The sequence below is a fragment of the Mycobacterium sp. genome (genome assembly GCF_032162105.1).
Taxonomy (GTDB): domain Bacteria; phylum Actinomycetota; class Actinomycetes; order Mycobacteriales; family Mycobacteriaceae; genus Mycobacterium.
On the sequence record NZ_JAVRPS010000716.1, the window covers coordinates 1 to 6,922 of the forward strand.

The following is a 6,922-nucleotide window of genomic DNA, read 5'->3' on the forward strand; positions in this document are numbered from 1 at the left end:
TAGTCAGCCACGGCGCCACCGCCTCCACCCGTTTGGCCGGATCGCGATTGAACAGGATCTTGCTGTTGGAGCCGATCACGTTGGAGAACAGGAAGTTTCGTTCGGCGAATTTCACGGCGAACACCGAGCGCGACAGCCAGTTCCCGATCGGTACCCCACCGCCGCCGGTGTAGGTGTAGTTCTTGGTCTCGGTGTTGGTCTCGTAGTCGTACTCGCGATCGGTGCCGTTTCGGCCGACGATCGCGTAGTCGTCGGTCGCCCCGGCGATGATCGGGCCGTAGTAGATGCGGGGCTGATCCAACGGCGCCGGGCCCGGCGCAACCACGGTGCCGTTGGCGCCGACCACGCTGGCCAGGAACTCCGGATAGCCGCCGTTCTGGTTCGGGTCGTTGGCGACCCCGCGCACGGTGTTGGCCGGCGAGGCGATGAAGCCGTTGCCGTGGGTGTACACGGTGTGCCGGTTGATCCAGTCGCGCTGGTTGTCGATCAGCCTGTCCGGGTTGAGTTCTCGCGCCGCGACGACGTAGTCACGCAGGTCGCCGTCGGGTCCGTTGTACCGATCGATCGACAGCTGGTCGGGGAACGAGTAGAAGTTCTTGCCCTGCTGAAACTGGGTGAACGCCGGGGCCACGATCGTCGGATCGAGCAAGCGGATGTTCGACGTCGTCGCCCGATCGGCGGCCACCTGCTGTGCGGTTGTCGAGCTGTTACCGCTGTAATCGCGGTACGTCACGTTCTTGGCGGTCAGTCCGTAGGCATCCCGGGTCGCGGTGATGCTGCGACTGATGTAATCGCTTTCCTTCTGTGCCGCATTGGGTTTGACGCTGATCTGCTCGACGACAAGCGGCCAGCCCGCGCCGACGATCAGCGACGAGAGCAGCAGCAGAACCACGCCGATGGCAGGAATGCGCAAGTCGCGCAACACGATCGCCGAGAACACCGCGACCGCGCAGATCACCGCGATGGCCAGCAGGATCAGCTTGGCAGGCAGCACCGCGTTGATGTCGGTGTAGCCGGCGCCGGTGAACGGTTTGCCGCCCCTGGTGTGGCTGAGCAGCTCGTAGCGGTCGAACCAGTAGGCGACCGCCTTGAGCAGGATCAGCGTGCCGCCCAACGAGATCAGCTGGATGCGCGCAGACCGGCTCAGTGCCCCGGTGCGACCGGCCAGCCGGATGCCCCCGAAGAGGTAGTGGCCCAGCAGGTTGGCGACGAACGCCAGGAACACCCCGACGAACAGGTAGCTCAGGACCAGCCGGTAGAACGGCAGGTCGAACGCGTAGAACCCGAGGTCCATCCCGAACTGCGGGTCGTTGACCCCGAAGCTGCCGCCGTTCAGGAACATCTGGACCCGCACCCAGTAGGTCTGGGCGACCATGCCGGCGAAAAACCCGATGACGACGGGGATGCCGATGCCGAACAGCCGCAGCCGGGCCATCGCCGCGGTGCGGTACCGGGCCACCGGATCGTTCGGACCCGCGGTCGGGACGAATACCGGCCGCGTCCGGTAGGCCAGCGCCAACGCGCCGAACACCACGGCGCCGATCACCAGCGCACCGACCAGGAAGACGACGAGCTTGGTGACCAGCACGGTGGAGAACACCGAGCGGTAACCCAGCTCGCCGAACCACAACCAGTCCACGTAGGTGTTGACCAGCGGTCCCGAGACCAGGAACAACAGTGCGATCGTCAACGCAATGGCGATCAGAATCCGGCTACGCCGCGTCAGCTTCGGCATCCTCGCCGCGGGCCGCATACCCACTCGTCAACTCCGCTCTCGGTGTCGCTACTTCGTGACGTCGCGCTTCCGACGTGTCCCAACTCTACGCACTGGTCGCCAAGGGAATTCTCAGCAATGCGGAGGTTCGCCACCGGCGGAAACCGCGTGCAACGCATCGACGGCCGAAGTCAGGGTGTCGACCTTGATCAGCTGCAGGCCGTCATCGTGCGCGGAGCGCGCCTCGTCGCAGTTGTCCGCCGGAACCAGGAAGATCGACGCACCCGCCTCCTGCGCCGCCACCATCTTGTGGGTGATGCCGCCGATGGGGCCCACCTTGCCGTCCCCGGTGATGGTGCCGGTGCCCGCCACGAACTTCCCGCCGTTCAGGTCGCCCGTGGTGAGTTTGTCGACGACGGCGAGGCTGAACATCAGGCCCGCGGACGGTCCACCGATGTTGGCGAGGTTGAAGTCGATCTTGAAGTCCGCCCACGGCGCGTCGAGCACGCCGACGCCGAGGAAGCCGTAGTCACGGTCCTCGTTCTTGCCCAAGGTGATCGTCGTGGTGCCGACTCCGTCGCCCTTGCGGCGGTAGTCGATCACCATCTGGTCGCCGGGTTTGGTGGCCTTCAGCAGAGCGGTGAATTCGTCGAGGTTGGCGATGGGCTTGTTGTCGACCATGTCGATGGCGTCGCCCGACTGCAGCTTGCCCGCCGACGGCCCTGGATCGGTGACGTTCTCGATGGTGACCGCCTTCGGGTACTTCAGGTACGACAACGCGGCGTACTCGGCGCTGTCCTCCGAGCGCTGGAAGTCGGTGTTGTTGTCCTTGTCGATCTGGTCCTTGGACTTGTCCGGCGGATAGACGAGGTCCCTTGGCACCAGTTGATCGCGACCCGACATCCACAGCGCGAGCGCCTGGCCGAGCGTGATGCCGTCGCTCTGGGACACCGTGGTCATGTTGAGGTGCCCCGACGTGGGATAGACCTTGGTCCCCTCGATGTCGACGACCTCCTTGCCGTCGACCTCACCGAGCGTGTTGAACGTCGGACCGGGACCCAGCGCCACGAACGGCACCGCCACCGCAGACAGCAGTACGCCGAACGCCACGATCGGCACCACCGCCACCACCAGGGTCAGAATCCGCCTGTTCACGACGCCCACATTAGGGCTCTGCTGCATATTCACTCTCAGCGTGACCCGCGGACCCACGTGACGCCCCTGCGGTGAGTACCGTTGAAGCATGTCTGACCTGCCCTTCGGCTTCTCCCACGGGGACGACCCCGACCGCGACAAGCCCAAGAAGGACCCGAATCCGGGCTCACAGCCGGATCCGTTCGGGTTCGGCGGGGCCGGATTCGACATGTCCGACCTGGGCCAGATCTTCACCAAGCTCGGTGAGATGTTCAGCGGCGGAAACGCGATGGGCGGCGGCAAGCAGTCCGGTCCGGTGAACTACGACCTTGCCCGTCAGCTGGCGGCCAACTCGATCGGCTTCGTCAAGCCGATACCCGAGGCCACCGCCACCGCCATCGCCGACGCCGTCCGCCTGGCCGAGACCTGGCTGGACGGCGTGACGCCACTGCCCGCCGGCACCACGAAGTCGACGGCGTGGACGCCCAGCGACTGGATCGACAACACCCTGGGCACCTGGAAGCGGCTGTGCGATCCGGTGGCCGAGCAGATCTCCACGGTGTGGGCGTCGACGCTGCCCGAGGAGGCCAAGAGCATGGCCGGCCCCCTGCTGGCGATGATGTCTCAGATGGGCGGCATGGCGTTCGGCTCACAACTGGGCCAGGCACTTGGCACGCTGTCGCGAGAAGTGTTGACCTCCACCGACATCGGATTGCCGCTAGGCCCCAAGGGGGTGGCGGCGCTGATGCCCGATGCCATCGAGTCGCTCGCCGAGGGCCTCGAGCAGCCGCGCAGTGAGATCCTGACGTTCCTGGCCGCGCGCGAGGCGGCGCACCATCGGCTGTTCAGCCACGTGCCGTGGCTTTCCAGCCAGTTGCTAAACGCCGTCGAGGCCTTCGCCAGGGGCATGAAGGTCGACACCAGCGGGCTCGAGGAATTCACCCGCAGCTTCAATCCGGAGTCACTGGCCGATCCCTCTGCCATGGAACAGCTGCTCAACCAGGGCATCTTCGAACCGAAGTCGACGCCCGAGCAGGTCGCGGCGCTGGAACGGCTCGAGACGCTGCTCGCACTCGTCGAAGGATGGGTGCAGACCGTGGTGAACGACGCCCTCGGTGACCGGATTCCTGGCACGTCGGCGCTGAGCGAGACGCTGCGCCGCCGCCGCGCCACCGGCGGCCCGGCCGAGCAGACGTTCGCCACCCTGGTCGGGCTGGAGTTGCGACCGCGCAAGCTGCGCGAGGCCGCGGCGCTGTGGGAGCGGCTGACCGAGGCCGTCGGCTCCGACGCCCGCGACGCCGTGTGGCAGCACCCAGATCTGCTGCCGGGCGCCGAGGATCTCGACGAGCCCGCCGCGTTCATCGACCGCATCGTCGGTGGCGACACCAGCGGGATGGAGCAGGCGATCGCCGACCTGCAGAACGATGAGGAGAAGCGCACCGACGAATAGCCCGCGTGCCTGTGGATAACTAAAACGCCCAGGCCGCCGAACATGACACAGTCGTCGGATGACGCGGTATGCACTGGACCCGGCGATGCCGGTGCTGATGCGGCCCGACGGTGCCGTTCAGGTGGGGTGGGACCCTCGGCGCGCCCAGCTGGTCCGCCCACCGGACGGACTGTCCGCTGCCGCGCTGGCCGACCTGCTGCGCGTCATGCAGTCCGGCATCTCCATGGCCGATCTGCAGGCCCTCGCGGTGAACCGGGGTGCGACGGACGCGGCGGCCGTGCCCGAACTCGTCGCCTCGCTGGTCGGTGCCGGGGTCGTGACGACGGCACCCCCACCGACCCGCTCGGCGTCCATTCGCATCCATGGCCGCGGGCCGCTGTCCGATCTGCTGGCCGGCGCGCTGCGATGCTCGGGCGCCAGGGTCCGGCACAGCAGCCTCAGCCACGCCGGTGTCCGATCGGGCACCACCGATCTTGTGGTCCTTTCCGATTATCTGGTCACCGATCCGCGGCTGGTCCGGGACTTGCACGACGCCCGAGTGCCGCATCTCCCGGTGCGCGTCCGGGACGGCACGGGCCTGGTAGGCCCGCTGGTCATACCCGGCATGACGAGCTGCCTGCGGTGCGCCGACTTGCACCGCAGCGACCGCGACGCCGCCTGGCCCGCGCTGGCCGCCCAACTGCGCGACGCCGTCGGCAGCGCCGACCGGGCAACCATGCTGGCCACCGCGGCATTGGCGCTGAGCCAAGTCGACCGTGTCATCAAGGCGATCCGCGACGCCGGCGACCCCCGAAGCCCCGGCGACCCACCCGCCACCCTGGACACCACGCTGGAAGTGGATGTCAGCACCGGGTCGACGGTGAGCCGACGCTGGTCGCGGCACCCGCGCTGTCAGTGCTGACGACCGTTGTGGGCGCACTGTCGACGGGTGTCCAGCCTCGTCATGGATGATGGTCTGGTGGCAGACATCAAACGTGGCCGAGCTGCGCGCAATGCCAAGCTGGCGTCCCTTCCCGTCGGCATCGCAGGCCGGGCCGCGCTGGGCTTCGGCAAGCGGCTGACCGGCTCGTCGAGGGACGAGGTCAACGCCGAGCTGATGGACAAGGCCGCTCAGCAGTTGTTCACCGTGCTCGGTGAGCTCAAGGGCGGCGCGATGAAGGTCGGCCAGGCGCTGTCGGTCATGGAAGCCGCCATCCCCGAGCAGTACGGCAAGCCGTACCGCGAGGCGCTGACCAAGTTGCAGCGGGAGGCGCCGCCGCTACCTGCGGAAAAGGTGCACCGCGTGCTCGACGCGCAGCTGGGCACGAAGTGGCGGGAGCGGTTCGCCTCGTTCGACGACACGCCGGTTGCGTCGGCCAGCATCGGCCAGGTGCACAAGGCGGTGTGGTCGGACGGCCGCGAGGTCGCGGTCAAGATCCAGTACCCGGGAGCCGACGAGGCGCTGCGCGCCGACCTGAAGACCATGAAGCGGATGATCAGTGTGCTGAGGCAGCTGTCCCCCGGCGCGGACGTTCAGGGCGTGGTCGACGAGCTGATCGAACGCACCGAGATGGAACTCGACTACCGGCTGGAGGCCGACAACCAGCGCGCCTTCGCCAAGGCCTATGAAGGCCACCCCCGCTTCGTCGTCCCGCACATCGTCGCCAGCGCGCCCAAGGTCGTCATCCAGGAGTGGATCGAGGGCATCCCGATGTCGGTGATCATCCGCGAGGGCACGCCCGAACAGCGCGACCTGATGGGGAGCCGTTTGTTCGAGCTGACCTACGACGCACCGCGGCGGCTCGAAATGATGCACGGTGACGCACATCCCGGGAACTTCATGCTGCTGCCGGACCAGAAGATGGGCGTCATCGACTTCGGCGCCGTGGCCCCGCTGCCCGGCGGAATTCCGATCGAGATCGGTCTGGCGACCCGCTACGCGCTCAACGACGACTACGGCAACCTGCTGACGACGATGCAGAAGATCGGGTTCATCCAGAAGGGTGAGCAGGTGTCCAAGCGCGAGATGGACGACATGATGAAGCAGTACGTGGAACCGCTAGAGGTCGAGGTGTTCCACTACACGCGCAAGTGGCTGCAGCGCATCACCGCCATGAACATGAAGCCCGACCGTGCCGCAGGCCAGATCAGGGCAGCGCGGCAGATGGATGTGCCCGCGAAGCTGGCGATTCCGTTACGCGTGATCGCATCCAACGTCGCGATCGCCTGCCAGCTCGACGCGCACATTCCAACCAGAGCCCTTGCCACAGAACTGATTCCAGGGTTCGCCGACGAGGCTGCCTAGCGACTTACGCCAGGCAGCCCCGTCCGCTACGCCGCAGCGGGGTTCTCGGCCGGGTTCTTGCGCGGGCGGCCGCGCGGACGCTTGCGCGCCACGACGCTCCCGCGGTCGATGATCTCGCCGCCCCAGACTCCCCAGGGCTCTTGACGTTCCAGTGCCAAGGTCAGGCACTCACGCCGGATCGGGCACTCCGCGCACAGAGCCTTGGCCTGTTCCAGTTCGGTGGGACTCTCGGCGAACCACAAATCTGGATCGCCGACATGACACGGTACGGTCAGCCTTCCGCGGCATGTCCGGACTGACATGTCTCTCCTGCTTCCTGGTCGTAACTACTTCTTCTTTG

The 6,922-nt window shown here is 66.9% G+C and carries 6 protein-coding genes; 3 read left to right on the forward strand and 3 right to left on the reverse strand.

The window, feature by feature from the left end:
• Positions 1-1,759: UPF0182 family protein (locus QOC69_RS36285; protein WP_526447707.1), on the reverse strand; the 1,759-nt coding region annotated here is incomplete at its 3' end.
• A gap of 87 nt (positions 1,760-1,846) precedes the next feature.
• Positions 1,847-2,869 (reverse strand): YlbL family protein, encoded by a 1,023-nt coding sequence (locus QOC69_RS36290; protein ID WP_526447709.1) that lies wholly within the window; start codon positions 2,867-2,869, stop codon positions 1,847-1,849.
• Positions 2,870-2,957: 88 nt separating this feature from the next.
• Here QOC69_RS36290 and QOC69_RS36295 point away from each other — a divergent pair, with 88 nt between their 5' ends.
• Genes QOC69_RS36295 through QOC69_RS36305 form a run of 3 tightly spaced genes read left to right on the forward strand, consistent with a single transcriptional unit; the run spans position 2,958 to position 6,582 of the window.
• The gene (locus QOC69_RS36295) at positions 2,958-4,298 is read left to right on the forward strand and encodes a zinc-dependent metalloprotease (RefSeq protein WP_526447711.1); all 1,341 of its coding nucleotides are present in this window, start codon (positions 2,958-2,960) and stop codon (positions 4,296-4,298) included.
• Between the two features lie 58 nt (positions 4,299-4,356).
• The gene (locus QOC69_RS36300) at positions 4,357-5,199 is read left to right on the forward strand and encodes a bacteriocin biosynthesis cyclodehydratase domain-containing protein (RefSeq protein ID WP_526447713.1); all 843 of its coding nucleotides are present in this window, start codon (positions 4,357-4,359) and stop codon (positions 5,197-5,199) included.
• A gap of 42 nt (positions 5,200-5,241) precedes the next feature.
• Positions 5,242-6,582 (forward strand): macrolide-binding ATPase MABP-1, encoded by a 1,341-nt coding sequence (locus QOC69_RS36305; RefSeq protein WP_526447717.1) that lies wholly within the window; start codon positions 5,242-5,244, stop codon positions 6,580-6,582.
• Between the two features lie 26 nt (positions 6,583-6,608).
• Here the strand turns inward: QOC69_RS36305 and QOC69_RS36310 are convergent, their stop codons facing one another.
• A complete protein-coding gene (locus tag QOC69_RS36310) occupies positions 6,609-6,884 on the reverse strand; it encodes a WhiB family transcriptional regulator (RefSeq protein WP_526447715.1) in 276 nt (91 codons plus the stop codon).
• Positions 6,885-6,922: the final 38 nt, after the last annotated feature.

Bases quoted from the DNA above. Each gene is read 5' to 3' on its own strand.
- QOC69_RS36295 (WP_526447711.1), top strand. From the start codon at position 2,958: ATGTCTGACCTGCCCTTCGGCTTCTCCCACGGGGACGACCCCGACCGC.
- QOC69_RS36300 (WP_526447713.1), top strand. From the start codon at position 4,357: ATGACGCGGTATGCACTGGACCCGGCGATGCCGGTGCTGATGCGGCCC.
- QOC69_RS36305 (WP_526447717.1), top strand. From the start codon at position 5,242: ATGGATGATGGTCTGGTGGCAGACATCAAACGTGGCCGAGCTGCGCGC.
- QOC69_RS36310 (WP_526447715.1), bottom strand. From the start codon at position 6,884: ATGTCAGTCCGGACATGCCGCGGAAGGCTGACCGTACCGTGTCATGTC.